The organism is Nonomuraea sp. NPDC050478, from assembly GCF_044458265.1.
Classification (GTDB): Bacteria; Actinomycetota; Actinomycetes; order Streptosporangiales; family Streptosporangiaceae; genus Nonomuraea; species Nonomuraea ferruginea.
Window position 1 is genome coordinate 41,066 of record NZ_JBITHT010000006.1, and the last position, 23,165, is coordinate 64,230.

Annotated in this window: 25 protein-coding genes; 15 read left to right on the forward strand and 10 right to left on the reverse strand. The window is 72.4% G+C overall.

Annotated features, from left to right (window positions below):
* Positions 1–6 precede the first annotated feature (6 nt).
* Both ACIBF7_RS29200 and ACIBF7_RS29205 read left to right on the forward strand, forming a co-directional pair.
* Positions 7–1,299: a protein kinase gene (locus tag ACIBF7_RS29200; RefSeq protein WP_364237203.1), complete on the forward strand. Its 1,293-nt coding sequence runs from the start codon at positions 7–9 to the stop codon at positions 1,297–1,299.
* Between the two features lie 73 nt (positions 1,300–1,372).
* The gene (locus tag ACIBF7_RS29205; protein ID WP_364237206.1) at positions 1,373–2,236 is read left to right on the forward strand and encodes a hypothetical protein; all 864 of its coding nucleotides are present in this window, start codon (positions 1,373–1,375) and stop codon (positions 2,234–2,236) included.
* Here ACIBF7_RS29205 and rarD read toward each other — a convergent pair.
* Complete coding sequence (rarD, locus tag ACIBF7_RS29210) at positions 2,130–3,092, reverse strand: EamA family transporter RarD (RefSeq protein WP_148029928.1); 963 nt, start codon at positions 3,090–3,092, stop codon at positions 2,130–2,132. The two genes, ACIBF7_RS29205 and rarD, sit on opposite strands and share 107 nt — an antisense overlap.
* A gap of 69 nt (positions 3,093–3,161) precedes the next feature.
* Here rarD and ACIBF7_RS29215 point away from each other — a divergent pair, with 69 nt between their 5' ends.
* Positions 3,162–4,109 carry a hypothetical protein gene (locus ACIBF7_RS29215; RefSeq protein WP_148029927.1) on the forward strand — a complete coding sequence of 316 codons (948 nt, stop codon included), beginning with the start codon at positions 3,162–3,164 and terminating at the stop codon, positions 4,107–4,109.
* On the opposite strand, the gene ACIBF7_RS29220 is transcribed toward ACIBF7_RS29215, so the two are convergent.
* Together ACIBF7_RS29220 and ACIBF7_RS29225 are read right to left on the reverse strand one after the other, a co-directional pair.
* Positions 4,106–4,468, reverse strand: coding sequence for a DUF5130 family protein (locus ACIBF7_RS29220; protein ID WP_187281009.1), 363 nt, complete (start codon positions 4,466–4,468; stop codon positions 4,106–4,108). The two genes, ACIBF7_RS29215 and ACIBF7_RS29220, sit on opposite strands and share 4 nt — an antisense overlap.
* Positions 4,469–4,473: 5 nt before the next feature.
* Complete coding sequence (locus tag ACIBF7_RS29225; protein WP_219547040.1) at positions 4,474–4,764, reverse strand: hypothetical protein; 291 nt, start codon at positions 4,762–4,764, stop codon at positions 4,474–4,476.
* A gap of 257 nt (positions 4,765–5,021) precedes the next feature.
* Between ACIBF7_RS29225 and ACIBF7_RS29230 the strand changes: the two genes are divergently transcribed.
* The 4 genes from ACIBF7_RS29230 to ACIBF7_RS29245 all read left to right on the forward strand — a co-directional run bounded on the left by ACIBF7_RS29230 (position 5,022) and on the right by ACIBF7_RS29245 (position 8,466).
* Complete coding sequence (locus ACIBF7_RS29230) at positions 5,022–5,843, forward strand: nuclease-related domain-containing protein (protein WP_148029924.1); 822 nt, start codon at positions 5,022–5,024, stop codon at positions 5,841–5,843.
* Between the two features lie 187 nt (positions 5,844–6,030).
* Positions 6,031–6,999 carry a TIGR03885 family FMN-dependent LLM class oxidoreductase gene (locus ACIBF7_RS29235; RefSeq protein WP_397198617.1) on the forward strand — a complete coding sequence of 323 codons (969 nt, stop codon included), beginning with the start codon at positions 6,031–6,033 and terminating at the stop codon, positions 6,997–6,999.
* Complete coding sequence (locus ACIBF7_RS29240; RefSeq protein WP_397198618.1) at positions 6,996–7,238, forward strand: trehalase-like domain-containing protein; 243 nt, start codon at positions 6,996–6,998, stop codon at positions 7,236–7,238. Before ACIBF7_RS29235 ends, ACIBF7_RS29240 begins: the two co-directional genes overlap by 4 nt.
* Positions 7,210–8,466 carry a glycoside hydrolase family 15 protein gene (locus tag ACIBF7_RS29245; RefSeq protein ID WP_397198619.1) on the forward strand — a complete coding sequence of 419 codons (1,257 nt, stop codon included), beginning with the start codon at positions 7,210–7,212 and terminating at the stop codon, positions 8,464–8,466. Before ACIBF7_RS29240 ends, ACIBF7_RS29245 begins: the two co-directional genes overlap by 29 nt.
* Here ACIBF7_RS29245 and ACIBF7_RS29250 read toward each other — a convergent pair.
* A complete protein-coding gene (locus ACIBF7_RS29250) occupies positions 8,445–9,134 on the reverse strand; it encodes a TetR/AcrR family transcriptional regulator (RefSeq protein ID WP_397198620.1) in 690 nt (229 codons plus the stop codon). The genes ACIBF7_RS29245 and ACIBF7_RS29250 overlap by 22 nt on opposite strands.
* A gap of 61 nt (positions 9,135–9,195) precedes the next feature.
* On the opposite strand from ACIBF7_RS29250, the gene ACIBF7_RS29255 reads away from it, so the two are divergent.
* The 5 genes from ACIBF7_RS29255 to ACIBF7_RS29275 all read left to right on the forward strand — a co-directional run bounded on the left by ACIBF7_RS29255 (position 9,196) and on the right by ACIBF7_RS29275 (position 15,912).
* Positions 9,196–10,005: a thioesterase family protein gene (locus ACIBF7_RS29255; protein ID WP_397198621.1), complete on the forward strand. Its 810-nt coding sequence runs from the start codon at positions 9,196–9,198 to the stop codon at positions 10,003–10,005.
* Positions 10,006–10,090: 85 nt separating this feature from the next.
* Positions 10,091–11,929: a dihydroxy-acid dehydratase gene (gene ilvD, locus ACIBF7_RS29260; RefSeq protein WP_364237221.1), complete on the forward strand. Its 1,839-nt coding sequence runs from the start codon at positions 10,091–10,093 to the stop codon at positions 11,927–11,929.
* Between the two features lie 79 nt (positions 11,930–12,008).
* Complete coding sequence (locus ACIBF7_RS29265; protein ID WP_148029918.1) at positions 12,009–12,503, forward strand: YafY family protein; 495 nt, start codon at positions 12,009–12,011, stop codon at positions 12,501–12,503.
* A 261-nt stretch (positions 12,504–12,764) separates the two neighbouring features.
* On the forward strand, positions 12,765–14,177 hold the full coding sequence (locus ACIBF7_RS29270) for a glycosyltransferase (RefSeq protein ID WP_397198622.1): 1,413 nt from the start codon (positions 12,765–12,767) through the stop codon (positions 14,175–14,177).
* A 91-nt stretch (positions 14,178–14,268) separates the two neighbouring features.
* Positions 14,269–15,912 carry a polysaccharide deacetylase family protein gene (locus tag ACIBF7_RS29275; RefSeq protein WP_397198623.1) on the forward strand — a complete coding sequence of 548 codons (1,644 nt, stop codon included), beginning with the start codon at positions 14,269–14,271 and terminating at the stop codon, positions 15,910–15,912.
* Here ACIBF7_RS29275 and ACIBF7_RS29280 read toward each other — a convergent pair.
* Positions 15,909–16,115, reverse strand: a complete 207-nt coding sequence (locus ACIBF7_RS29280) for a zinc ribbon domain-containing protein (protein WP_397198624.1) — start codon at positions 16,113–16,115, stop codon at positions 15,909–15,911. The two genes, ACIBF7_RS29275 and ACIBF7_RS29280, sit on opposite strands and share 4 nt — an antisense overlap.
* A gap of 143 nt (positions 16,116–16,258) precedes the next feature.
* Entirely contained in the window at positions 16,259–16,765 is a 507-nt protein-coding gene (locus tag ACIBF7_RS29285) for an HNH endonuclease (RefSeq protein ID WP_148034362.1), read from the reverse strand.
* Positions 16,766–17,059: 294 nt separating this feature from the next.
* Between ACIBF7_RS29285 and ACIBF7_RS29290 the strand changes: the two genes are divergently transcribed.
* Genes ACIBF7_RS29290 through ACIBF7_RS29300 form a run of 3 tightly spaced genes read left to right on the forward strand, consistent with a single transcriptional unit; the run spans position 17,060 to position 20,273 of the window.
* The gene (locus ACIBF7_RS29290; protein WP_397198625.1) at positions 17,060–19,123 is read left to right on the forward strand and encodes a prolyl oligopeptidase family protein; all 2,064 of its coding nucleotides are present in this window, start codon (positions 17,060–17,062) and stop codon (positions 19,121–19,123) included.
* An 8-nt stretch (positions 19,124–19,131) separates the two neighbouring features.
* A complete protein-coding gene (locus ACIBF7_RS29295) occupies positions 19,132–19,932 on the forward strand; it encodes a helix-turn-helix domain-containing protein (protein ID WP_397198626.1) in 801 nt (266 codons plus the stop codon).
* Positions 19,929–20,273, forward strand: coding sequence for a VOC family protein (locus ACIBF7_RS29300; protein ID WP_148029913.1), 345 nt, complete (start codon positions 19,929–19,931; stop codon positions 20,271–20,273). Before ACIBF7_RS29295 ends, ACIBF7_RS29300 begins: the two co-directional genes overlap by 4 nt.
* Positions 20,274–20,510: 237 nt before the next feature.
* On the opposite strand, the gene ACIBF7_RS29305 is transcribed toward ACIBF7_RS29300, so the two are convergent.
* The 4 genes from ACIBF7_RS29305 to ACIBF7_RS29320 all read right to left on the reverse strand — a co-directional run bounded on the left by ACIBF7_RS29305 (position 20,511) and on the right by ACIBF7_RS29320 (position 23,111).
* Positions 20,511–21,311: a polyphosphate polymerase domain-containing protein gene (locus tag ACIBF7_RS29305; protein WP_148029912.1), complete on the reverse strand. Its 801-nt coding sequence runs from the start codon at positions 21,309–21,311 to the stop codon at positions 20,511–20,513.
* Positions 21,308–21,853 carry a DUF4956 domain-containing protein gene (locus tag ACIBF7_RS29310; RefSeq protein WP_219547127.1) on the reverse strand — a complete coding sequence of 182 codons (546 nt, stop codon included), beginning with the start codon at positions 21,851–21,853 and terminating at the stop codon, positions 21,308–21,310. The genes ACIBF7_RS29305 and ACIBF7_RS29310 overlap by 4 nt, the downstream gene beginning before the upstream one ends.
* Before the next feature lie 155 nt (positions 21,854–22,008).
* Entirely contained in the window at positions 22,009–22,587 is a 579-nt protein-coding gene (locus ACIBF7_RS29315) for a class F sortase (protein ID WP_397198627.1), read from the reverse strand.
* A 2-nt stretch (positions 22,588–22,589) separates the two neighbouring features.
* Positions 22,590–23,111: a hypothetical protein gene (locus tag ACIBF7_RS29320; protein WP_397198628.1), complete on the reverse strand. Its 522-nt coding sequence runs from the start codon at positions 23,109–23,111 to the stop codon at positions 22,590–22,592.
* Positions 23,112–23,165 lie beyond the last annotated feature (54 nt).

The window sequence follows — 23,165 nt, forward strand, 5'->3', positions numbered from 1 at the left end:
GATGACGTGCTGGGTGCCGGAACCACGCTGAACGACCGCTACCTGCTGACCGAGCGGGTCGGCGGTGGCGGCATGGGCGAGGTGTGGCGTGCCACCGACACGGTGCTCGGCCGCACGGTCGCCGTCAAGGTGCTCATGCCCGCGCTGAGCGAGGACGCCGCCTTCCTCCAGCGGTTCCAGAACGAAGCCAGGGCCATGGCCACGCTGCGCCATCCGGGCGTGGTCGACGTCTACGACTACGGGAGCTGCGAGGTCGGCGGCCGCCAGGTGACGTTCCTGGTGATGGAGTTCGTCGAGGGCGAGTCGCTCGACAAGCACCTGCGCCGGGCCGCGCTCGACCCGGTGGCCACCATGCGGCTGGTCGCCGAGGTGGCCGACGCGCTGGCCGCGGCCCACGCGCAGGGCATCGTGCACCGCGACGTCAAGCCCGCCAACCTCGTCGTGCGGGCCGGCGGCTCGGTGGCGCTGACCGACTTCGGCATCGCCCACTCGGCGTCGGCCGCCCAGCTCACCGCCACCGGGTCGATGCTCTGCTCGGCCGGCTACTGCGCGCCCGAGATGGCGACCTCCAGCGAGATCACCCCGGCGGTCGACGTCTACGCGCTCGGCGTGGTGGCCTACGAGTGCCTGACCGGCCGCCTGCCCTACGAGGGCGACACCCCGGTCCAGATCATCTACAAGCACCTGCACGCGCCCGTCCCGCCGCTGCCGCCCGAGGTGCCGCGCGGGCCGCGCGAGGTGGTGGCCAGGGCGCTGGAGAAGGCGCCCGACCGGCGCTACGCCTCCGCCGAGGACATGGCGCGGGCCGCCCGCACGGCCATGACCTCGCCGGGCGCCGCCCCCGCGCCGCGGCGCAGGCGCGCGATGTCCGCCATGCTCGCGACGGTGCTCGCGATGCTGGTCACCGCGGGCGTCGCGGCCATGGTGTGGATGCGCCCGGCCGAGACCGCCCAGCAGAACCCCGTCCTCCCGCCCGCGAGCTCGTCCGAGCCGCACACCTCGGCGACGGCGACCGGGCGGCCGACCGAGGCGGGCAACCAGGCGTCCGACGGCAGGCCGACGCGGGTCCCGCCGCCGGCCGTCACCGGCAGGCCCAGCCCGACCGGCACCCCCACGGTGTCCCCCTCCCCGACGGACCCGCCGACGACCCCCTCCCCCGACCCGACCACCGAGCCGGAGCCCGACCCCACCGGCGAGCCGACCGACGAGCCGTCCGAGCCGGACCCGCACGAGCCGACCCAGGAGCCCACGGCCAAGCCGACCGGCGACATCCAGTGCATCACGACACCCTGTCCTTGACGGTCCGGGTGACAGCGGTCAAGATCGGCTATCGTCGCGTCTGACCACCGTCGCTCACCCCCTGGAGCCCTTGGTGAAGAGGCCCGCCAAGCAGAAGTCGGTCATCGTCGATCCGGTCCTGATCATCGGCACGGTCCTCTCGGTCCTGCTGGCCGTGATCTTCTACGTGCGTGAGGACACCGCGCAGGCCCTCGGCACCGTGGCCGGCCTCCTCGGCGGCGTCATCACCCTCCAGGTCCAGACGCTGCTGCGGGAGCGCCGCCGGGTCGACCACGAGACCCGGGTCGGCGCCATGGTGTCCACGATCGAGAAGATCCCCTGGCTGCCCGACCTCATGGAGCCGATGCTGCGCGCCGCCAAGCACGTCGAGCGCCAGTACAAGGGCACGCCCGCCGACGACGCCTGCCGCGACGCCTTCGAGGAGTGCCTGCGCACGCTCGCCGACCTGGAGCGCGGCCACTTCCGCGCCCCTTATGGCGACAACGGGGTGTTCCTGCGGCTCATCCGGCAGGCGAAGCGGCAGATCTGCGTCACCAGCGTGCCCTCCGTCGACCTGGAGTGGTGGCTGGAGCCGGTCGGCCGCGAATACTGGCGGGCGCAGGCCGACGCGCTGGCCAGGGGCGTGGTGATCAGGCGGGTGTTCATCTACCGCGAGTGGAGCGACGCCCTCGACGCGCTGGCCCGCGAGCAGGCCGAGGCGGGCGTGAAGGTGCGGCGCATCCACGCCGACCGGCTGTCGCCGGCGTTGCGGGTGATCAGCGGCCTGTGGGACGACGCCTGCGGCCACGAGCTGAGCTACACGGCCGGGGGCGAGGCGGTGTACGACACGTTCACCGTGTCTCCTCCTGATCTCGAACGGCTGATGCGGCAGTTCGAGATGATCGAGCGGATCGCGGTGGAGCTCGACGATCCGCGCTCTCCCGAGCCCGTCGCCTGAGGCCGTCGGCCGCCAGCAGCGCGAGCGCCGCCCACAGCACCGCGAACGCGAGCCACCGGGTCGCCGGCATCGGCTCACGGAAGACCAGCAGCCCGACGAGGAACTGCACGATCGGCTCGATGTACTGCAGCATGCCGGTCACGCTCAGCGGGATCTTGGTGGCCGCGGCGCTGAACAGCAGCATCGGCACGATCATCACGAACCCCGACCCGACGCCCAGCAGCGTGTTGGCGGCCGACACGTGCCCGAACGTCGCCTGCCCGCTCGCCTGCAGCACCACCGTGTACGCCAGCGCGAACGGGAACAGCACGGCGGTCTCCACCATCAGCCCCTCCACGGCGCCGACGGCCACCCTCTTCTTGATCAGCCCGTAGGTGCCGAACGTCACGGCCAGGCCCAGCGCGATCCACGGCGGCCCCCCGTACTCGATCGTGAGCACCACCACGGTGACGGCCGCGAGGCCGATCGCCGCCCACTGGGCGGGGCGCAGCCGCTCCCTGAACAGCACCACCCCGAAGGCGATGCTGACCAGAGGGGTGATGAAGTAGCCGAGCGAGGCGTCGACGACGTGGCCGTTCATGGTCGCCCAGATGAACAGCGCCCAGTTGACCGAGGTCAGCACGCTGGCGACGCTCAGCAGGGCCACGTCGCGGGGCCTGCGCAGGATCGCCGCCACCTTGCGGCGCCTGCCGAGGGCCAGCACCAGCAGGCCGATCGCGACCGGCGACCACAGCACCCGCAGCGCCAGGATCTCCACCGGCCCGGTGGGCTCCACCAGCGGCCAGTAGAGGGCGGACAGCCCCCACAGCACGTACGCCGCCGCGCCCAGCAGGACCCCGCGCCGCGCGACAGACATCGCCCCACCCTAACCCGGGGATTCCTCGCCGAGGGACCCGCCGGTGTCCGGTCTGAGTAGGGTGATCCGGTGGAGACGACTCGTGATCTTTTCGTGGCGCTGGCGCGCCGCTACGCGTTCGCCGACCTCGGGGCGCTGTCGCCCGACCCCCGGATCGCGGAGGCATGCGAGTTCGGGCAGCGGTTGCTGTCGCTCGACGCCGAGGACTTCGCCGTCGACACCAAGGCGGTGCCCTCGTCGCTCAGGCGGCAGGCCCGGGCGTGCCACATGCCGCAGACCCCGCGCGAGCAGCCGCGCGGGGCGCTGGAGTCGCTGCGCCCCGCCTACGGCCTGCTGCTGGAGGTCATCGCGATCCGCTGGCACCGCCGCGAGCTGAGCCCGATGATCGCCGCGGTGCACATCGCCGCCGAATACCTGCCGCTGCTGGCGTTCGAGCCGCACCTGGGCCACGCGGGCGACCCCGCCCGCTGGCCGGAGGGCCTGAGCGCGACCGGCAGCCGGTTCGGCGTGATCGGCGACCGCGACTGCGACCACACCAAGGCGGAGCAGTCGGCCACCAACCGGACGCTGCGGGTGGCGGGAGAGCCGTCCGAGGGCTGGCGCGCGTACTTCGACCGGCAGCACAGCCAGGTGGCGGGCGCGCTCGCGGTGTGCGTGGCCACCTGCCGCAACCCCTGCACGGCGATGGATTGGATCGCTCCCGAGCCGCGCGCCGGCCTTCAGGAGCGCGCCCGCGTCGCGCTCGCGTTCGCGGAGACCCCGCTGGTACGCCTGCGCCACGCGGCGCCGGTGGGCCACGGCTTCGGCGTGCCGTCGCCGGAGGAGGTGCTCGACGCGTGGGAGCGCAGCCGGAGCACGCTCGGCAAGAGCCCGGTGGGCGCGGCCGCGGCCCGCGACGACGGTTTCCCGCTGCCGGGCCTGCCGTCGTTCTTCGCCGCCGTCGCCGCGGCGCCGATCGAGCCGTCCACGCTGCTCAGGGGCGTGAGCGAGCACATCGCCGCGCTGATCGACGGCTAGCGGCGGGCGCCGGCCTGCTCGGCCAGGGCGCCGATCCCGTACAGCAGGCCGCCCACCAGGTCGCCCGCGCTGAACGCGGTGGCCATGGACATCGCCGTCAGCCGGCACGACGCGTCGGAGAGCCGGCGCCTGGCGTTCTCGCCGGTGACGATCTCCAGGGCGCGGCCCCGTACGTCGACCATGATCACGACGGCGTCGTCCGCCTCCTCGTCGAGCGCGGCGTGCAGCCGCTCGGCGAAGTGGCGCCGGCCGCCGACTGGCGAGCCGAGGAAGAGCGCGAAGCGCAGGGCGCAGCGCCGCTCCGCGGCCCGCAGGGCCTGCCGGACGTCGTCGGCCTGGGCCGCGGAGAGAGTTCGCATCCCGATCACCATCCCGCCGACGCGCCACCGACCCGCATGCCGGGCTCGGCGGTCTCCGCCGCCGCGACCCAGTCGGCCTCTCCCGGCGGCGCCCACTGCGGCGGCCGGTCGACCAGCACGAGCCCCGACGTGCTCACGCCGCGGTCGCCGCGGCCGGGTCCGCCGATCCACACCGGCCCGGCCTCCGCCTTGCGCGCGGCACCGCGCCCCGGTATCAGCACGAGCAGGCTGATCAGCACGAACAGTCCCAGCGACACCCCGATGAGGAAGAGCAGGATCTCCAGCGCGCTGTTCACATCACGAACGTAATCCCGGTCCGCCGGTCCGGCCAGACCCAGGTACGAGAGTCTCGACAGGAGATGCCAAAGACCCGGTCAACATGATCGCCACACCCTCCGGCAGGGCTAGGATCGCCTCGGGCTCTCCCTACCTCTCTAGAGAGGAACGTAATAAGTACCCGGAAACCGGGCGTAGGACACGGTGAGCCGGGCCATAAAACTATGGACAAGGCAGCACTAGGAATGCATCAGAACCCCGGGCTACGGTGAATCACGTGGACTCCGACCCTCAGCGTGAAGACGGTCACAACACGTCCCCGATCTGGGTGAGCGACAGACCGGAAAACGAGCAGACCGCCAAACCTGCGGCGCCCACCACCACCTATGCGCCGGTCGAGCGGGCCTCCATGCGCGAGCTGCTCCAGCAGCCTCGCTTCCGCCGCATGCGCAACCGCGCGCTGCTGGCCCTCGCCGTCGGCGTCGCCGTAGGTCTCCTGGTCATGGACTGGCGGGTGGGCGTGACCGCGGGCGTGCTCGCCGCCATCGGCGAGGCGATCTACCGCGCGCGTTCCAACTCGACGGTGCCGGCCTGGCGGCGCTCCTCGGTGGCCGAGCGCCGCACCGAGGCGCAGCTGCGCCAGCTTGAGCGCCGCGGCTACCGCACCCTCCACGCCCGCGCCATCCCCGGCACCGAAGCGCAGATCGACCACCTGGTCGTCGGGCCGACGGGCGTGTACGCGGTCGACTCGGAGAAGTGGGACAAGCGGCTTCCCGTACGGGTGCAGATGGGCAAGAAGCTCTTCCACGGCCCCTTCGACAAGAAGGACCGCCTCGTCGAGGCCAGGGGCGAGGCGACCCGGGCCGCCGAGCTGATCAGCAAGGCCTACGGCCACCAGGTGTCGGTGGTGCCGTCGCTGGCGATCTACGGCCCGCCGGTGCCCTGGAAGATCATGACGATCAAGGGCGTGGACGTCTACGAGGGCGTCCGGGCCCGCCGGTGGATCACCAAGCGGGAGCGCGCGCTCACCGACACGGAGATCGACAAGATCTACGAGATCGCGGCCCAGGTGCTGCCCCCGCGCTACGGCGAGGGCTGACGGGCAGGCGGAGAGGCCTCACGGGCATACCCGTGCCTCTCCGCGGCGACCAACCTTCTCGCGGATACGTCCCCGTACGCGTCGCGCCCACATAAGCGGGCCCCGGCGGGGAAGCGGAAACCGGAACACCGGGGCGGCGTGTGCCGCCCCGGATGACCGTCCGGACCCGCAGAAGGAGTGTCTCCCCATGGCCAGACTCGGTTTCCACGCCTCGCACGAACAGCTCGCGCCGAGCGCCCTGCTGGAGGCAGTGCGCCGGGCCGAGGAGGCGGGTTTCACCACCGCGATGTGCTCCGACCACTTCGCGCCCTGGAGCCACGCCCAGGGCCAATCCGGCTACGCCTGGTCCTGGCTGGGAGCCGCGCTGGCCGGCACCGGCCTGCCGTTCGGCGTCGTCACCGCGCCCGGTCAGCGTTACCACCCCGCGGTGGCCGCGCAGAAGGCCGCCACGCTCTGCGAGATGTTCCCCGGCCGGTTCTGGATGGCGCTGGGCAGCGGCCAGGCGCTCAACGAGCACATCACCGGCGACAGGTGGCCGGCCAAGCCTGAGCGCAAGGCGCGGCTGCGGGAGTGCGTCGACGTCATGCGGGCGCTGTTCGCCGGGGAGTGCGTGTCGCACCGCGGGCTCGTCACGGTGGACCGCGCTCAGCTCTACACCCTGCCCGAGACCCCGCCCCCGCTGATCGGCGCCGCCGTCAGCGCCGAGACCGCCCGGTGGGCCGGCTCGTGGGCCGACGGGCTCATCACCGTCAACCAGGACGTGCCGCAGCTGCGCCGGGTCGTCGAGGCGTTCCGCGAGGGAGGCGGCGCGGGCAAGCCGGTCTACCTGCAGGTCCACCTGTCGTGGGCCGAGGACGAGCAGACCGCGCTGCGGATCGCGCACGAGCAGTGGCGCACGGGCGTGCTCGGCGGCGACGTGCCCTGGAACCTGTCGACGCCGGAGGAGTACGAGCAGGCCTCCGCCACCGTCAGGCCCGACGACGTGCGGCGGGCCGTGCTGGTCTCCGCCGACCTGGAACGCCATGCCGGCTGGCTCGCCGAGTACGCCGACCTCGGCTTCGACACGCTCTTCCTGCACCACGTGGGCCAGGAGCAGCGCGGTTTCATCGACGCCTTCGGCCAGAAGGTGCTGCCGCAGCTGCGGGAACCGGCTTGAGCGCACGCTTCCCTCCGATCGACGGATACGCGTTCCTGTCGGACACCCACACCGCCGCGCTGGTCGCCCCGGACTGGGCGGTCGAGTGGTTCTGCGTGCCGGCCTTCGACGGCGAGAGCGTGTTCGCGCGCCTGCTCGACCGCGACCGCGGCGGCGCCCTCGACAACGAGGTGGCGGGCGCGGGAGCGCCGCTATCTCGGCGACACCCTGGTGCTGGAGAGCGTCCACCGCACCGGTGACGCGGCCGTGACGGTGACGGACTTCCTGGCCGTCGCCGGCGACGGCGACCCGGCCGGCCCGCTCGCCGCCCGGCACCTGCTCGTCCGCGTGGTGCGGGCTACCGGCGGGACCGCCGACGTCCGGATCGGGATCGACGCCCGGCCCGGCTACGCGCGGGAGACGGCCCGGTGGCGGCCGGACGGCGACGGGACGTGGGTGCACGAGGAGCCCCGGCTGTGGGCCGCCGCCGACCGGCCGCTGCTCCGCTCCGGCTCCGTCCTCGGGATCGAGACGTCGCTGGGGCCCGGTGAGGGGTTCGCCGTCGTGCTGGGGTACGCGGACGCGCCACGGCGTGCCGTCGGCGTCCGCAGGGCCGGCGAACTGCTGCGCGCGACCCGTACCGCGTGGGAGACGTGGTCGAGCCAGGGCGACGACATCGGGACCGGGCTGGCGCACGTCCGGCGCAGCGCGCTGGTGCTGCGCGGGCTGATGTACGACGAGTCGGGGGCGCTGGTGGCGGCGCCCACCACCTCGCTGCCGGAGACGATCGGCGGCGAGCGCAACTGGGACTACCGCTACACCTGGCACCGCGACGCGGCGCTGACGGTGCTCGCCCTGTTCCGGCTCGGCCACGCCGACGAGGGCGTGCGCTACATGCGCTTCCTGCTGCACGAGTGCGTGAGCGGCTCGGGCCGCCTGCGTCCCATGGCCGGGCATCAGGGGCGAGCAGGAGGGGGCGGAGGTCGTCCTCGACCATCTGGAGGGGTACGCGGGCTCGCGGCCCTGCTGCGCCGGTACGTCGACACGGTGAGCACGCTCTGGCGGGAGCCGGATCACGGCGTCTGGGAGATCCGCGGCCCGCTCCGCCACTACGTCGGCTCCAAGGTGATGACGTGGGTGTGCCTGGACCGGGGCGTGCGGCTGGCCGGGCTGCTCGGTGACGAGAGCGCGCCGGCGCACCGCTGGCGGCGGGCCGCTGCGCGTTCCTGCTCTGCTCCTTCGAGCTGGTCTCCGCGCTGGGGCCGGCGGGACGGGTCGAGCAGGCCGGCCCGGCTCTGCGCCGAAGCGGGGCCGCTCGGCCTGTTCTCGGAGGAGATGGCGCCCGACGGCACGGCGCTGGGCAACTACCCGCAGGCCTTCACCCATCTGGGGCTGATCGAGGTGGCGGCCAACCTGGACATGGCCGGCTCCAGGGAGGCCCTGCACCAGTGGGCGACCGGCAGGAGTCAGGGCCGCTCCGGGAGCTGATCACCGAGGCGGGCCTCGAAGGCGTCCAGCGCGGCGGCGAGCTCCCGGCTGGGCGGCAGGGCGCCCGCCATGCGCGGGCCGAGCGCGGCGCCGAACCCGCTGATCCGGACGATCAGGTCGATCATCGCGTCCCGGTCCGGCCAGGGGAACGACGGCTGCGCGATGAGCAGCGCGGCGCAGCCGTGCGCCGCCGACCACAGGGCCAGCGCGAGCCGCTCGGGCTCGCCGCGCATCACCCCCGCCTCGACGCACGCGCGCACGGCGTCGACCATGTAGCCGAAGCACGCCTGCGCGGCGGGCGGCACCCCCTCGCCCGCCGATGGGGTCATCATCAGCACCCGGTACTGCACCGGGTGGTCCAGCGCGAAACGGATGTAGGCCCGGCCGCACCGGCCCAGCCGCAGGAACGGGTCGGGGTCCCGGCACTCGGCCACGAGCCTGCCGAGCTCGTCCCACACCCGCAGGCACACCGCCTCCAGCAGTTCCTCCTTGTCGGCGAAGTGCAGGTAGACCGAGGGCGTGGAGACTCCCGCGCGGGCGGCGACCGCGCGGACGGTGAGCGCCTCCTCGGTGCCGGTCTCGTCCAGCAGTTCCTCGGCCGCGCGCAGGAGCTTCTCGCGCAGCAGTGCGCCGTCGCCGCGCCGGGCGCGGACCCGTTTCTCCGTCACCTCCCTAGGTTGACGCCGTTAGGTTAACGATGTCAATCTGATCCTCTGCGAAGGGGAGCACATGACGCGATTCGACGAGGCGACGGCGGTCAAGACCACCGGCCAGGGCACGTACGAGGCCAGGCTGGACGCGACGTGGAGCGTCGGCGACAAGCTGCACGGCGGCTACCTGATGGCGGTGCTGGCCAGGGCGGCGCTCGAAAGCGCGGCGGGCCCCGGGCACCCGCACGTGACCGCCGTGAGCGCGTCGTTCGCCGAGCCGCCGGAGCCGGGGCCGGCCGAGGCCCTGGTCGAGGTGCTGCGCGCCGGGAGGACCGTGACCCAGGTCAGGGCCGAGCTCGCGCAGCAGGGCAGGCCGCGGGTGGCCGCGCTGGTGACGCTCGGCCTGCTGGACGACGCCGATCCGCGCTGGACGTCGGCGCCGGCGGTCGAGATGCCCCCGGAGGAGTCCTGCTTCCTGGCGCCGAGAGAGGTGCCGGGCAACGCCTTCCCGGTGCCGCTCATGGACGTGCTGGAGCTGCGGCTCCACCCCGAGCAGGTGGGTTTCGTGTTCGGCGAGCCGTCCCTGCGCGGGCGGCTCGACACCTGGCAGCGGCTCAAGGACGGCGCCGCGTGGGACCCGCTCAGCCTGCTGCTGGCCCTCGACCCGGTACCCCCGGCCTCCTATGACCTGGGCCTGCCGGGCTGGGCGCCGACGATCCAGCTCACCGCGCACGTGCTGCGCCTGCCCGCCCCCGGCCCGGTCAAGGTGCGCCTGTCGGTCACCGAGGTGGGCGGCGGGAGGATGGACGAGACGGCCATGGTGTGGGACTCGCGGGACCGCCTGGTGGCGCAGGCGACCCAGCTCGCCGCGATCCGCGTCCCCGCCTGACGCCGTATCGGGTCGTGGACATCCGTCTCAGTTACCGGGCGGCTGGCCGTACCATGGATGGACGCTCGACGATGGGAGAAGCTCCATGCCCGCCCTCAGGTCTCGTACCGTCACCCACGGCAGGAACATGGTCGGTGCCCGGGCCCTGCTCCGGGCGACCGGCGTAGCCGGGAGCGACTTCGGCAAGCCGATCATCGCGGTGGCCAACAGCTTCACCCAGTTCGTGCCCGGCCACGTCCACCTGCGCGACGTCGGCGACGTGGTGTCCGGGGCGATCCGCGAGGCGGGTGCCATCCCCCGCGAGTTCAACACGATCGCGGTCGACGACGGCATCGCCATGGGCCACGGCGGCATGCTCTACTCGCTGCCCTCGCGCGAGCTCATCGCCGACGCCGTCGAGTACATGGTCAACGCCCACTGCGCCGACGCGATGATCTGCGTCTCCAACTGCGACAAGATCACCCCGGGCATGCTGCTGGCCGCGTTCCGGCTCAACATCCCGACGGTCTTCGTCTCCGGCGGGCCGATGGAGGCCGGCAAGACGCCCGGCCGCAAGCTCGACCTCATCGACCCGATGATCGCCTCCGCCGACGACTCCGTCACCGACGCCGAGCTGCTGGAGATGGAGGAGAGCGCCTGCCCGACCTGCGGCTCGTGCTCCGGCATGTTCACCGCCAACTCCATGAACTGCCTGGCCGAGGCCATCGGCCTGGCGCTGCCCGGCAACGGCACGATCCTGGCCACCCACAAGGCGCGCAAGGACCTCTTCGAGGAGGCCGGCCGCACGCTCGTCGAGATCACCCGGCGCTACTACGAGGAGGGCGACGAGTCGGTGCTGCCGCGCTCGATCGCCACCCGCGAGGCGTTCGAGAACGCGATGACGCTCGACGTCGCCATGGGCGGATCCACCAACACGATCCTCCACATCCTGGCCGCGGCCCGCGAGGCCGAGGTCGACTTCGGGCTCAAGGAGATCAACGAGATCTCCCTGCGGGTGCCGTGCCTGTGCAAGGTCGCCCCGGCGACCAGCAAGTACCACGTCGAGGACGTCCACCGGGCCGGCGGCATCCCCGCCATCCTGGGCGAGCTCGACCGGGCCGGGCTGCTCCACCGCGACGTCCCGACGGTCAACGGCGGCACGCTCGGCGACCTGCTGGCCGCCTGGGACCCGATGTCGCCCTCGGTCAGGCCCGAGGCGACGGAGCTGTGGCACGCCGCGCCCGGCAACGTCCGCACCGTCAAGCCCTACTCGCAGGACAACCGGTGGGACTCCCTCGACCTCGACCGCGCCGACGGGTGCGTGCGCGACCTAGAGCACGCCTACACCGCCGACGGCGGCCTCGCCGTGCTCTACGGCAACATCTCCCGCGACGGCGCCGTGGTGAAGACCGCCGGCGTCGACGAGTCGATCTGGAAGTTCACCGGGCCGGCCGTCGTGTTCGAGTCGCAGGAACAGGCGGTCGAGGGCATCCTCAACGACCGGGTCAAGGAGGGCGACGTGGTGATCGTCCGCTACGAAGGCCCCAAGGGCGGCCCCGGCATGCAGGAGATGCTCTACCCGACCTCGTTCCTCAAGGGCAAGGGCCTGGGCAAGGCGTGCGCGCTGATCACCGACGGCCGCTTCTCCGGCGGCACGTCCGGGCTGTCGATCGGCCACGCCTCACCCGAGGCGGCCGAGGGCGGCACGATCGCGCTCGTCGAGGACGGCGACATCGTCGAGATCGACATCCCCGCCCGCAAGCTGGAGCTGCACGTCCCCGAGGCCGAGCTGGCGGCCCGCCGCGAGCGGCTGCTGGCCGAGCTGGGCGGGTTCCGGCCGCGCGACCGCGACCGGCCGGTGAGCGCGGCGCTGCAGGCGTACGCGGCCATGACGACCTCGGCCTCCACCGGCGCCTCCCGCGACCTGTCGCAGCTGTCCAAGTGACCCTGTACGGCAGGCGACACTCCTGTCGCCTGCCGTACACACTTTCGAAAATGTCAGTGGCTTTACCTATGCTTGGGGTATGGCTGAAGTCGTGAAGCCCCAGACGCAACCGCTGACGACCGCCGAGATCGCCGCCCTCGCTCTGTCCCTGGCTCACCTGGGGTCGGGCCCGCAAGCCGTCACCGCCCGGCGCGGCCTGCAGCACGCCCTCGATCATCTCGACCTCGACGACGACGTCATCGCCGCCACCCTCGACACCCTCGTCGAGCCGCTGCCCGCCGAGGTGGCCGCGCGGGCCCGGCTCATCGCCGACGCCATCACCGGCCGCATGATGGTCCGCCTCCACTACCGCGACGCCGCCGGCACCGTCACCAGCCGCGAGGTCGAGCCGGTGACCTGCCTGGTCCACCGCGACTTCTGGTATCTCGTGGGAGTGTGCCGGATGCGCCGCGCGATCCGCGCCTTCCGCTTCGACCGCATCCTCGCCGTCGAGCCCACCCTCACCCCGTCCCGCCCCCACCTGGCCGACCGCTTCCTGCCGTTCCAGCGCCGCAAGCGCACCAGGGCCGCCTGACCTCCCCACGGGCGGCGTGCCCATCCCACCAGGCACGCCGCCCACCCTTGGGGATGTTCGCGGGGCCCAGTCTTCTACAAAATCACGGTGTCGATCCCCCTCCGGCCTCGGCGAAGCTGGTTAGGGTGCTTCTCGATCAAGCGGCGATGCTTGTTCACGCTCAGCACCGGGGATATCGTGCGCTCTCCATCAGTTGTCTCGCCTGCTGTCACCGCTTCCGACACACCCTGCCCTCGAAGATCCCAGACCGGCCCGCCGCGTATGGAAGGGGTCCGTGAGCGGCTGCGCCGCCTGGACCCCGGCATCCAGCACGGCATCCGGCGGGTGGCGACGCTGGTGCTGCTGTTCCCGCTGCTCCTGCTTCTCGGCCGCGCCATCCCGTCCCTGCTCCAGGCTCCGCTTCTGCTCGGCTACGGCTGCCTGGTGCTCACCTCCACGATCGTGATCTTCTATCTCGCCTACACCAGGTACGCCGACCCGGCCGTGCATCCGCCACGCGCGCACCGCCGCGGTCGCGACACAGACCTGTTCGTCCCGCTGCCGGCTCAGCCCACCGTCAGTTTCCTGGTCGCGGTGCGCAACGAGGAGTCGGGCATCGAGGCGTGCGTGCGGTCCATGGTGGCGGGAGACGCCGAGGGTGTGCAGGTCATCGTGGTGGACGACGCCTCCACCGACGGCACGCCGGACGTCCTGCGGGATCTCGCCCGCCGGTTGCCCATCGAGGTCCTCTTCCTGGAGGAGAACGTAGGCAAGAAACGGGCGCTCGTCCGCGGCATGGAACGTGCCACCGGCGACGTGGTCGCCTTCACCGACTCCGACTGCGTGCTGGCCGCGGACGCCCTGTCCCGCTGCGTCACCGCGCTCGTCCGGCACCCTGAACTGGGCGCGGTCAGTGGGCACACGCGCGCGCTCAACGCCGATCAGAGCATGCTCTCGCGTGCGCAGGACGTGTGGTACGAGGGCCAGTTCCGGGTGATCAAGGCGGCCGAGTCGGTCTTCGGCGCGGTCGTCTGCGTCTCCGGGCCGCTGGCCGTCTTCCGCCGGGACGCGATCTACAACTACCTTCCCGCCTGGGCCGAGGACCGTTTCCTCGGCGCGGAGTTCCGGTTCGCCACCGACAGGCAGCTCACCGGATACGTCCTCGGCCAGCGATACCGTGGGCGCGCGTTGAAGCGGCGACACGCCGATTCGCCGTTCGTGCGTGACGTCGACTACCCCGAGCTCGCCTGGCGCACGTCGTACGTCCGCTCGGCCCGTGTCTGGACCACGGTGCCCGCACGGTTCCGGCCGTTCCTGCGCCAGCAGATCCGATGGAAGAAGAGCTTCATCCGCAGCCTCTTCTTCACCGGCACGTTCATCTGGAGGCGCGGGGCGGGGGCCGCCGCCCTGTATTACGGGCATGTGCTGTGGGTGCTCGCCGCGCCGGTGCTCGTGCTCCGCCACCTGGTGTGGGAGCCGCTCAACGGCATGTGGCTGCTGACCTCGCTGTATCTGTCCGGAGTGGTGATCAAGGGATGCTTCTGGGGCCTGGCGTTCAAGTTCGGTGAGGGCGGCTCATCGCGCTGGCGTTATCGGCTGGTGATGAGCCTGCTGTCCTCGGTGCTGCTGTCGTGGCTGCTGCCGTATGCCGCCGTGACGATCCGGCGCAGGATCTGGTTCCGGGGCGCCTCGTGAAGCGGCTGCTCGGCGCCGTCGCCGGGGTGATGCTCGCCATGGCGATCGGCGCACTGTACGTGTTCGTGCTCAGCCGGGGAGGGTGGTCGCCATGGCAGAGCCTGTGACCGGACGCGGCGCCGCCGTGCGGGTGGTCAGGGGGAGCCTCACGCTCTTGGCGCTGGCGGCGTTGGCCGCGCCCTTCGTGGTGTCCTGGCGGCTGCACGAGCATCTGAGGTCGGTCGCCGAACAGGAGACCACCAGCCCCGTCCCGCTCCCGGCCGACGTGGTGGCCGGCTGGCGCGGCCTGACCGCCGGCCTGCCTGACCGCGCCGCGCCGGTCGTCCTCACCTACCACGACATCCGTCCCGGCGACGGCGGCCCGTACACCGTGACGCCGCGGCAGTTCGAGTCGCACATGAGCGCCTTGCGCGCGGCGGGATACGACACGCTGTCGGCGGCGGAGCTGGCCGCGTACGCGCGAGGCGGGCCGGTGCCTCGACGTTCGGTCGTGATCACGTTCGACGACGGGGCGCGCGGCCTGTGGATCCACGGCGACGCGATCCTGGCCCGTCACGGCATGCGGGCCTCGGCGTTCCTCATCACCGGCCTGGTGGGCCGCAGTCCGTACTACCTGTCCTGGGAGGAGGTCTCCCGGATGGCGGCATCGGGACGGTGGGACTTCCAGAGTCACACCCACGACCTGCACGCCCGGGTTGTGACCGGGCCCGGCGGGCGGACCGGATCGCCGCTGACCAACCGGGTCTACTCCGCCGCGGCCGGCGAGTGGGAGAGCCTCGCCCGCTATCAAGCGCGCATCCGAGCCGATTTCGCGGCGATGTTCCGCGCGTTCCACCAGCATGGGCTGCCCCGGCCGGTCCTGTTCTCCTACCCTTTCTCCGACTCCGGCGACGCGGCCATGGGAGCCCATGGCATGGAGCCGCGCGAGGCTCGGTTCTCGGTCAGCCCCGGGGCGGGGATCTCCACCGAAACGCCCACGCCAGAGGCGGAACGGCACGCGTCCGCCTTCGCCGACCGTGTGATCAAAGACTCGTATGCGCTGGCGATGAGCAACCACGCCTCGCGTCCGATGCCGCCCAGCCGCAGATCCTCGGTGGCGCAGGAGTACGAGCGGCTGGAGGTCCGGGCGGACACGACGGCCGACGTCCTGATGCGCGAGGTGGTGCGGCGCACCGAGATCCCGCCCCGCGGGACGCCGCTGGAAGACCACGAGCGGTGGACGTCCGTCAGTGGAGAACCCGTGGGGCCGGGCGACTTCCCGTTGACCGGCAGGCGCTCGCCAGCGGGCCGCGACACCTTCAGATACGCCGCCTACGCCCCCTACGGCTCGGCGGACTGGGACCACTACGCCGTGGACGTGCGGGTGTCCCGGCTTGCCGCGAACACGAACACCGCCGGCCTTTACGCCCGCGTCGGCGGGCGAGCGCCGGTGGCGATCCGGCTGTCCGCCCACACGGCCCAGCTCATCCGCGGCCGGAGCGGGGGGCGCGTCCTCGACGAGCAGCCGCTCGCACCCGGTGCCGCCCACCACGTGCTGCTCACGGTGCGAGGAAGCAGGATCGTCGCGCTGGTCGACGGAACGGTCCGGCTCAGCGCGCCGAGCCGCCACCGCGTCGGCGACACCGGCGGCATCGCGCTGTCGATCGTTCGCGACCGCGCCGACCGGCGCTGGCCGGTCTTCACCGGCCTGCGCGTGACTCCGAGGGGAAACCTGGCGGCATCCGCCGAGAGCTAGCCGCAGCAACCGCCGCCGCAGCAGCCACCGCCCGAGGCAGAGGGCGGGGTGGCGGCGGAGCCGGTCATGGCGACGGTGGAGAGCAGTTTGACCGTGTCGTCGTGGCCCTCCGGGCAGGCGGCCGGGTCGCTGGACGCCGACATCGGCCGGGACACCTCGAACGTGGAGCCGCAGGCGCGGCAGCGGTAGTCGTAACGCGGCATGCCATCAGAGTAGCCCGGAACGCCCTCAGGGCTGGAAAGTCACCCGGGCGTAGCCTGCCGGTTCGGTGAAGAGCACGAGCCGGCCCCGCACCTGGGAGTAGCCCGAAGGGCACGCGGGCCCGGCACGAGGTGCCGGGCCCGGGTCAGGCAGCCGCTTCAAGGTAGGGCGCCCATTGGGGGTCGCCGACGAGCGAGGCGCCGATCAACCGCCAGTGAGCGCCCCGTGGCACGGACGGGGCGACACTCAGGGTCCACCCCAGCTCCTCCAGGTACTTGTCGGCCTTCCTGTGGTTGCACGGCGAGCACGAGGCGACGCAGTTCTCCCACGTGTGGGCGCCGCCCCTGGAGCGGGGGACGACGTGGTCGATGGTCTCGGCCCGCTGCCCGCAGTAGGCGCACCGGTAGTCGTCGCGCCGCATGAGGGCGGCTCTGGTCAGGGGGATACGGGATCGGTACGGGATGCGGACGTATCTCCTGAGCCGGATGACCGACGGCACGTCGAGCGTCCGGCTGGTGGAGCGCAGCACGGCTCCGCGGCCGTCACGGTGGATGATGTCGGCCTTCTCCCGCAGCACGAGCACGATGGCGCGGTGCAGGGAAAGCGTGGTCAGGGGCTCGTAGGTGGCGTTGAGCAGCAGGACTTGGCGCATCATCGGGCCTCTCCCCGCCGCACCCAATTCGAAGGAGACATGCCGTGGCATGTCCCGGCTATTCGCCCCTCCTGGGGCTTCGGCACAACCATCACGTGGACCTCCGCCGGACGGCCCAGCGGATGGACACCACGGCACCGTCCTGTCAGCAAGTCTGGCGTTCACCGCAGCGTCCCCGCCACCCCTTAACGTCCGGCCCGGAATGACCAGAGGGACGCACGTTACGGTTTATTCCCGTATCACCAGGCCTTTACGCCAACCTCCGGGCCTCGTGCTTTGCCGTAGGGTTCGAGCATGACGCGAGAGTCCTATCCGGCGGCGCCACGCGAGGAAACCGCCGACGTCCTGCACGGCATCACCGTTCCCGACCCGTACCGCTGGCTGGAGGATCCCGAGAGCCCGGAGACGGAGCGGTGGCTGGTCGCGCAGGCCGAGCTGTTCAAGCGGGAGAGCGAGCCGCAGCGGTTCAAGTCGCGGATCGCCGAGCTGCTGAAGTCGGGGTCGGTGGGCGCGCCCGCGTGGCGCGGCGACCGCTACTTCTTCAGCCGCCGCACGCCGGAGCAGGAGCACGCGGTCTACTACGTGGTGGAGCCCGACGGGGCCGGCGGCACCGAGCGGGCGCTGGTCGACCCGATGGCGCTCGACCCGTCGGGGCTGACGACGCTGGACGCGGTGCAGCCCGACAAGGAAGGGCGGCTGCTGGCCTACCAGATCTCGGTGGGCGGCGACGAGGAGTCGGTGCTCTACGTGATCGACGTGGCGACGGGAACGCGGATCGAGGGGCCGATCGACCGCTGCCGCTACTCGCCCATCGCGTGGCTGCCGGGCGGCGAGGCTTTCTACTACGTACGCAGGCTGCCGAGCACGGAAGTGCCCGAGGACGAGCGTCAGTTCCACCGCCGCGTCTATCTGCACCGGGTCGGCACGTCCACCGAGGACGACGTGATGATCTTCGGTGACGGCATGAAGATGACCAACTACTACGGCGTGTCGGTGTCGCGCGACGGCCGCTGGCTGCAGATCTCGGCCAGCGAGGGCACCGCCCCGCGCAACGACCTGTGGGTCGCCGACCTGACCGCCTCCCCCGCCGACCGGCCGGAGCTGCGGGTGGTGCAGGAGGGCGTCGACGCGCAGACCGGGCTGGTGTTCGGCCGCGACGGCAGGCTGTACGTCCACACCGACCGTGACGCGCCCCGGGCCCGGGTGTGCGTCACCGACCCGTCCCGGCCGGAGTTCGAGGCGTGGCGCGACCTGATCCCGCAGGACCCGGAGGCGGTGCTGTCCGACTTCGCGATCCTCGACGACCTCGACAGCCCGGTGATGCTGGTGGGCTGGACCCGCCACGCGATCAGCGAGATCACCGTGCACGACCTGGCGACGGGCGAGCGGATCGGCCAGGTGCCGACGCCCGGCCTGGGCAGCATCGGCGGCATCTCGGAGCGGCCGGAGGGCGGCCACGAGGCGTGGTTCGGCTACACCGACAACACCACCCCGCCGACCATCCAGCGCTATGACGCGCGCACGGGCGAGACCACGCTCTGGGCGGCCTCGCCGGGCGCGGTGGACGTGCCGGAGGTGCGCACCGAACAGGTGGTATACCGCTCCGGCGACGGCACCGACGTGCGCATGCTCATCATCTCGCCGGCCTCCGGCGAGGGCCCGCGCCCGACGATCCTCTACGGGTACGGCGGGTTCGGCATCTCGATGACCCCCGGCTACTCGGCGTCGATCCTGAGCTGGGTCGAGGCGGGCGGCGTGTACGCGATCGCCAACCTGCGCGGCGGCGGCGAGGAGGGCGAGGACTGGCACCGGGCGGGCATGCTCGCCCACAAGCAGAACGTGTTCGACGACTTCCACGCGGCGGCCGAGCACCTCATCGAGACCGGGGTGACCACGGCCGGGCAGCTCGGCATCTCGGGCGGCTCCAACGGCGGCCTGCTGGTGGGCGCGGCGCTCACCCAGCGCCCCGACCTCTACCGGGCCGTGGTGTGCTCGGCGCCGCTGCTCGACATGATCCGTTACGAGAAGTTCGGGCTGGGCGCGACCTGGAACGTCGAGTACGGTTCGGCCGACGATCCCGAGCAGTTCGGCTGGCTGCGCTCCTACTCGCCCTACCACCACGTCGAGGAGGGGGTGCGCTACCCCGCGACGCTGTTCACGGTGTTCCAGTCCGACACGCGGGTGCATCCGCTGCACGCGTGGAAGATGTGCGCCGCGCTGCAGCACGCCACCGCCGGCGACGGGCCGATCCTGCTGCGCAACGAGACCGAGGTGGGCCACGGCGCCCGCTCGATCAGCCGGACCGTCGACCTGTCGGCGGACACGCTCACGTTCATGGCCAGGCAGCTCGGCCTATAGTCGAAAGCATGAGCGAGCGGGGGCTGACCATGACCGGGTCGGCCCCCGGTCCTGCCCTGCGGCCCTACGTCCACCGCCTGGCCGCCTACCGCGAAGACCACGGCGAGCCGTTGACCCGGGCCGAGGCGGCGGTCACCGGCGGAGTGCTGATCCTGGGGTTCGCCGCGCCGATGGAGGTGGACGGCGAGCGGCTGACCTCGTTCGGGGCGGGGCCGTCCGACCGGTTCACGCTCACCCGGATGACCAGGCCGACCGAGGGGGTCGAGGTCGCTCTGACCCCGTTCGGGGCCAGGCGGCTGTTCGGGATGCCGCTGCGGCTCCTGGTCAACCTGGCGGTGCCGGCGGAGGAGCTGCTCGGCCCGTGGGCGGCGGAGGCGGCCGGTCGGCTGGCCGCGGCGCCGTCCGCGCCTGAACGGCTGGCGCTGGCCGAGCGGCTGCTCACCGAGCGGTTCGCCGCCGGGCCCGAGCCCGATCCCGAGGTGCGGTGGGCGTGGGCGCGGCTGCTGGAGTCGGGCGGCGCGGTCCCGGTGGCGTCGCTGGCCGTGTCGCTGGAGCGCAGCCACCGCCACCTGGTGTCCCGCTTCCGCGACCAGGTCGGGCTGACGCCGAAGGCGGCGGCGCGGGTGATCCGCTTCCACCGGGCGGCGGCGCTGCTGCGCTCGGGCAGCGCGATCGCCGAGGCGGCGGCCGCGTGCGGCTTCTACGACCAGGCCCACATGAACCGCGAGTTCCGCACGCTCGCGGCGGTCACGCCCGGTCAGATTTCTCCAAGACCCCAGGCCGGCGGCCGTCCGACACTGGGCCCATGAAGGTTTACGCACTCGCCCGCTACCACGACTGCGCGGCCGCGGTCGACTTCCTCACCGGCGCCTTCGGCTTCGAGGTGCGCGAGGTGTCCAAGAACGACGAAGGCGTGGTCAGCCATGCCGAACTCCTGGTCGGCGACGACGTCATCATGCTCGGCCTGGGCAGCCCGGGCGGCCCGGGCGTCTACATCGCGGTCGACGACGCCGACGCCCACCACGACCGTGCCAGGAAGGCCGGCGCCCGGATCACCATGGAGCTGGTGGACCAGCCGTACGGGTCGCGCGAGTACGCCGCCGCGGACCCGGAGGGCAACATCTGGTTCTTCGGCACCTATCGCCCGTGATCCGGCCCGGGGCAGTGATCACGCATGCGCGTGCTCACCATGAACCTCCGGGCCCGCCACGGCGGCGGGGGACTTCGACGCCACGCCCGAGTCGGCGAGGAGTACGTGCTGGTGCGCTGCGGGCCGCACGGCCCGCAGCTGCGGCTGGAGGCGTATTTCCGGGAGTTCGACCGGTGTGGGCGAGCGATCACTCCGGGGTGGTGGCCGGCTTCGGGAGGATGCCGTAGACCCGTGAGATCAGGTGGTCGGCGTTGCGTACCGTCCTCTGAAGTAGTGGCGCAGCACCCGGTGCCAGGGGTTGGCGCGGACGTCCAGCAGGGCGGCGACGCCGAGGCAGTACTTGCTGACGCTCACCGGGCGGACGCCCAGGCGGCGCAGCACGCGGTCGGCGGCGGCGTCGCCGTCGGCGGACTTCGACTCCAGCAGGACCCGGTCGCGCCGGGCCGGGAGCGCGCGCCGGCCGTCGTGGCAGACGAGGCCGCTGTCGCAGGTCAGCCGCGCGGCCCCGGACCGGTCGACCAGCGTGACCCGGCGGTAGTCGGTGGACAGCACCGGACCGAGCGACGCCGGGCGGGGCAGCCGCAGGCCGGTGGCCAGGGTGGTCGACAGGTAGTCGAGCGCCTCGGGGGTGAGCGCGTGCGCGGGCGCGCCGTCGTACGGGACGCGGTGCTTGTCGGTGCCGCCGCCCGCGCCCTTCAGCTTCACTTCCAGCCAGCGCCCGCCGCCGTCCAGGTACGTCCGCGTACGGATCTTGAAGCGGCGGCGGCGCTGCTGGCGGTGCTGACGGAACGTGAGCAGGTCCGGCGTGTCGAAGTAGGTGGAGGTGTAGCGGAACTGTCGCCGCCCGCCGATCTCCAGCACCTCGAACCGGTCCCCCAACTCTCCGGCCAGGCGGGTCATGACCGAGGCGGGCACCAGATACTTGTGGTCCACCCGGGTCATCAGCTTGGCGCGGGCGCTGACCTCCTCCAGCGTGACCGGGTCGAGGCCGGCCGCCACCCCGGCGAGCAGGACTCCCGCGTCGGGCCACTCGGTCATCGCCACGCCTCCGCCCGCCGCTCCGCCGGGACCTCGTAGCGGACGTCCACCACGGTGACGTCCCGTACATAGTCGACCTGGCTCACCACGCACTGCAGCACCCGCCCGCCGAGCCGGCTCTCCAGGTCGGCGCGGAGCAGCGCGGGGTCGGTGTGCACCACGTCCAGCGTCACCAGCTGCTGATGGGTACGGCCCAGCAGGCGGGGATGGTCGGCCACGTACATCACCGCCAGCAGCACCACGTCGAGGAAGAGCGCGGTCAGCGGCCAGCTCGCGGCGATGCCGTTGACCAGGCCGAGCGCGATGGCGACGAAGTAGTATGCGATCTCCTGCTGGGTGATCTCCGAGGAGCGGAGCCGGATGATGGCCAGCACGCCGAACAGGCCGAAGCCGACCGCCAGGTCCACCCGCTGGACCAGCATGAGCGAAACCACGGCGAAGATGCCCGTGTTCAGCGCCACGTAGGCGAAGAGCAGGTCGCGCCGGTGGTGGCGGCGGTAGTACAGGCCGTACGCGAGCGTGATGATCGCGGCCAGGTCCATCGCGAGGGCGAGGAGCGTGGTCGGTCTCAAGAGGTCCTCCCGGGTCTTTCGCTGTCATGAACAGCGTCTCGCCCGGCGGTGAAGCGCCTGTGAGCCGATCGTGAGGACGTTCTCATCGAAGAAGTGCCGCCGGGGGCCCGGCGGCACTTCCGTTGTCAGCGGGCGAACACCACGACGTTGTCGCGGTAGCTGCGGCGGGCGCGGTCGAACGTGCCGCCGCAGGTGATGAGGCGGAGCTGGGCGCCCTCGCCCGAGTTGTACACCTCGTCGGGCACGCGGTCCTTGGGGTAGCGGGCCAGGCGTGACACGGTGAAGGTGACGGTGCTGCCGTCCGCCCTGTCCACGTGCACGCGGGCGCCCTTGCGCAGGTCGCGCAGGCGGAAGAACACGGCGGGGCCCGTCCTGGAGTCGACGTGGCCGGCGATGACGGCCACTCCCCGTTCCCCGGGCTCGGGGCCGCCCTCGTGCCATCCCACCCGGTCGAACGGCTCGGGTGCGATCAGGCGGCCCGCCTTGTCGAGCTTGAGCGGGATCACCTTGGTCGAGACGCCGATGGACGGGATCCGCAACCGCACGGGGTTCGCCGCCTGCGGGACGACCGCACCGGCCAGGGCACCCGCCACCTGTGGGGCAGCCGCACCGGCCAGGGCACCCGCCGCTCGCGGGGCGCCGGGGGCGCACGCGACCGTCGCAACGAGAGCACCCGCCACCAGGGCGAGACTCCGGCGCCGCACGCTCACCGCCTGACCAGCCTGCGGCCGGCCCACGCGCCACCGGCGATCAGCACCGCTCCCACGCCCGAGGCGAGCGCGAGCGGCAACGCCGCCCCCTCCTCCCCACCCATCAGCAGCGCCGCCCCACCGGCCCCGGTCTCGACCCCACCAGTCGGCCGATCGTCGTCATCGTCGGCCGCCCCACCTGCGCCCGTGTCCACTCCGCCCTGCGGACGATCGTCATCGTCGTCGGCCACGCCACCGACCCCGGTCTCCACCCCGCCCTGCGGACGATCGTCGTCATCGTCGGCCACGCCACCGACCCCGGTCTCCACCCCGCCCTGCGGACGATCGTCATCGTCGTCGGCCGTCCCACCGACCCCTGTCTCCACCCCGCCCCTCGGGCGGTCGTCGTCATCGTCGGCGGTCGTTATGACGGTTGACGGGGTGGTGGCGGTCGCCGGGGTGGCGAGGGTGGTGGCGGTGACGCCCATGCCCAGCACGATCCCGATGGCCGCGAGCGCGCGCCGCAGTTCCTGGCTCATCTCGTCCTCCTGGATTCCTCCGCACTTCCCGTGCGGACGACTCCAAGCCTGGGA

What these genes read in the sequence shown, in the direction of transcription:
- rarD (WP_148029928.1), bottom strand. Translation starts at nt 3,092, where the DNA reads ATGTCTGTCGCGCGGCGCGGGGTCCTGCTGGGCGCGGCGGCGTACGTG.
- ACIBF7_RS29220 (WP_187281009.1), bottom strand. Translation starts at nt 4,468, where the DNA reads ATGCGAACTCTCTCCGCGGCCCAGGCCGACGACGTCCGGCAGGCCCTG.
- ACIBF7_RS29235 (WP_397198617.1), top strand. Translation starts at nt 6,031, where the DNA reads ATGGCCAGACTCGGTTTCCACGCCTCGCACGAACAGCTCGCGCCGAGC.
- ACIBF7_RS29255 (WP_397198621.1), top strand. Translation starts at nt 9,196, where the DNA reads ATGACGCGATTCGACGAGGCGACGGCGGTCAAGACCACCGGCCAGGGC.
- ilvD (WP_364237221.1), top strand. Translation starts at nt 10,091, where the DNA reads ATGCCCGCCCTCAGGTCTCGTACCGTCACCCACGGCAGGAACATGGTC.
- ACIBF7_RS29265 (WP_148029918.1), top strand. Translation starts at nt 12,009, where the DNA reads ATGGCTGAAGTCGTGAAGCCCCAGACGCAACCGCTGACGACCGCCGAG.
- ACIBF7_RS29270 (WP_397198622.1), top strand. Translation starts at nt 12,765, where the DNA reads ATGGAAGGGGTCCGTGAGCGGCTGCGCCGCCTGGACCCCGGCATCCAG.
- ACIBF7_RS29275 (WP_397198623.1), top strand. Translation starts at nt 14,269, where the DNA reads ATGGCAGAGCCTGTGACCGGACGCGGCGCCGCCGTGCGGGTGGTCAGG.
- ACIBF7_RS29280 (WP_397198624.1), bottom strand. Translation starts at nt 16,115, where the DNA reads ATGCCGCGTTACGACTACCGCTGCCGCGCCTGCGGCTCCACGTTCGAG.
- ACIBF7_RS29285 (WP_148034362.1), bottom strand. Translation starts at nt 16,765, where the DNA reads ATGCGCCAAGTCCTGCTGCTCAACGCCACCTACGAGCCCCTGACCACG.
- ACIBF7_RS29290 (WP_397198625.1), top strand. Translation starts at nt 17,060, where the DNA reads ATGACGCGAGAGTCCTATCCGGCGGCGCCACGCGAGGAAACCGCCGAC.
- ACIBF7_RS29295 (WP_397198626.1), top strand. Translation starts at nt 19,132, where the DNA reads ATGAGCGAGCGGGGGCTGACCATGACCGGGTCGGCCCCCGGTCCTGCC.
- ACIBF7_RS29300 (WP_148029913.1), top strand. Translation starts at nt 19,929, where the DNA reads ATGAAGGTTTACGCACTCGCCCGCTACCACGACTGCGCGGCCGCGGTC.
- ACIBF7_RS29305 (WP_148029912.1), bottom strand. Translation starts at nt 21,311, where the DNA reads ATGACCGAGTGGCCCGACGCGGGAGTCCTGCTCGCCGGGGTGGCGGCC.
- ACIBF7_RS29310 (WP_219547127.1), bottom strand. Translation starts at nt 21,853, where the DNA reads ATGGACCTGGCCGCGATCATCACGCTCGCGTACGGCCTGTACTACCGC.
- ACIBF7_RS29320 (WP_397198628.1), bottom strand. Translation starts at nt 23,111, where the DNA reads ATGAGCCAGGAACTGCGGCGCGCGCTCGCGGCCATCGGGATCGTGCTG.